This is a genomic window from Burkholderia sp. (genome assembly GCF_018375725.1).
Classification (GTDB): Bacteria; Pseudomonadota; Gammaproteobacteria; order Burkholderiales; family Burkholderiaceae; genus Burkholderia.
This window is the reverse complement of record NZ_JAHACR010000546.1, coordinates 1-1,129: the sequence shown is the minus strand read 5'-3', so window position 1 is coordinate 1,129 and position 1,129 is coordinate 1. Positions and strand designations below refer to the sequence as shown.

The 1,129-nt window shown below is 64.2% G+C and carries 2 protein-coding genes; both read right to left on the bottom strand.

The features are described from left to right. A partial coding sequence (locus tag KH616_RS25285) for a D-glycerate dehydrogenase (RefSeq protein ID WP_292255328.1) occupies positions 1-746 on the bottom strand: 746 nt, incomplete at its 3' end. A 150-nt stretch (positions 747-896) separates the two neighbouring features. Next, positions 897-1,129: sodium:proton antiporter (locus KH616_RS25280; RefSeq protein ID WP_292255326.1), on the bottom strand; the 233-nt coding region annotated here is incomplete at its 5' end.

Sequence of the window (1,129 nt, the reverse complement as noted above, 5' to 3'; positions counted from 1 at the left end):
CGTAGTGCGGCGGCGAGCGCCGCGTCGTCGACGATCCCGCCGCGCGCGATATTGGTCAGCGTCGCCGTCGGCTTCATCATCGCGAGTTCGGCGGCGCCGATCGTGTGGTGATTCTCCTTCGTGTAGGGCAGCACGAGCACGACGTGATCGGCTTGTGCGAGGAGCGCGTCCTTCGACAGGTATTCGGCATTCAGTTCCGCCTCGATCTCCGGCGCGACGCGCGACCGGTTGTGATAGATCACCCGCATGCCGAAGCCCCGCGCGCGGCGTGCGAGTGCCTGGCCGATCCGGCCCATGCCGACGATGCCGATCGTCGAGCCGTAAATGTCGTTGCCGAGGAAACCGTCGTATTCCCACTTCTGCCAGCGCCCGGCGCGCAGCCAGTGCTCGGATTCGGCAATGCGCCGCGCGGCCGCCATCATCAGCGCCCAGCCGAAGTCGGCGGTGGATTCGTTGAGCACATCCGGTGTATTGGTGCCGAGCACGTTTGCCGCGTTGAATGCTGCCATGTCGAAATTATTGAAGCCGACCGCCATGTTCGACACGACACGCAGACGTGGCGCTGCCGCGAGCGTCGCGGCGCCGACCGGGTCGCCGGCCGTCAGCGCGCCGTCCTTGTCGGCGAGCCGGGCGGCGAGCGCGTCGGGGGCGAGTGCATCGCCGTTGTTCCAATCGACTTCGAAATACTGTTGGAGTCGCTCGATCACGTCGGGAAAAATCGGACGTGCTACCAGAATCTTCTGCATTGTTCTCTCTCTCCTGTCGACCCGCGTTGGCGCTTTAGCGCTTACGCCGGCCCCATGCTTCGCGGTCGACCCGCGTTGGCGCTTTAGCGCTTACGCGGGCCCCATGCTTCGCGGTCGCCCACCACTCACGCCTGATTGAAAACCGTCAGCTTACGCCGGGAAAAATATCCACGTCGTCAGCAAGAACACCGGCACCAGCACAACAAACGCCCAGCCGAGATACGCGAAGAAGCTCGGCATCTTCACGCCGCGCGATTCCGCGATCGCCTTCACCATGAAATTCGGCGCGTTGCCAATATAGCTGTTCGCCCCCATGAATACCGCACCCGCGGAAACCGCGGCAAGCGTCGTCGCGCCGGTCGTCATCAGCGTCTGCGCATCAC